Below are 823 nucleotides of genomic sequence, written 5' to 3'. Positions count from 1 at the left end.
GGCGCCCGGGCACGGCAGGCCGCAGCGGTTCATGGAGGAGCACGTCCCAGTCCGGGGCCTCGTCCAGCGCGGGCGCGGCCAGCGCCTCATCCTCCGCTGAGGTCACCGCCACCACCCGCGGGTCCTCCAGGCAGCCGCGCGCCGCGGCGCCTGATCCGCTCACGTCCACCGTCACCGGAGCGGCCGGGAACGTCTGCAGGGCGGCGTCCACACCAAGCACCACGGCGGCCTCGTCCACCGGGGCATCTCGGGAGACCACGCCGCCGTCGTCGTTCTCACCGGGTGAGAACAGCATCCGCACGCCCACACGCCGGACGCCTCCGGTCCCCGCCGCACCGAGCCCGAGCGTCCAGCCTCGGCCAGTCGGCGCCGCGATCTTCGCCGCCAGGGTCATGGCCTCGGCGTTCTTCACACGTCGCGCTTCACCGGGGTCCTCGCGGCCGCCGAAGTCCTCGCCGAACTGCCAGGCCACGGCCTCGCGCACGTGCCGCAGGTGTGCCCCGCACCGCCAGAGCCGATACCCGAGCTCCCAGTCCTCGCCGCCGTAGCCCACGAAGGCTGGGTCGAACCCGCCGGCCTCCGCATAGACCTGACGCGCCACCGTCAGCACGGCGGAGATCACGAACCGGTAGGACGTCGCATCGGCCCGCCGCAGGTCCGTCGTCTGCCGGTAGCCGTCCAGCAGCCAGGCCGGCTCCTCCAGCTCGGCGCCTTCCGGCAATGCCTCTCCCGGCACCCAGCCACGCTCCGCCACGGTCGGGTCGGCGTGCCTGCGCCGCCCGACCACCACCGCCGCCGGGTCCGCCAGCGGCACGCGCACATC

At 74.7% G+C, this 823-nt stretch carries 1 protein-coding gene; it reads right to left on the bottom strand.

The window, feature by feature from the left end:
* Nucleotides 1-823: glycosyltransferase family 2 protein (locus tag AC2W7A_RS12980; RefSeq protein ID WP_485991688.1), on the bottom strand; the 823-nt coding region annotated here is incomplete at both ends.

Source organism: Micrococcus sp. LASM2_SD2 (genome assembly GCF_057364565.1).
This window is presented reverse-complemented; position numbering and strand designations above follow the sequence as displayed.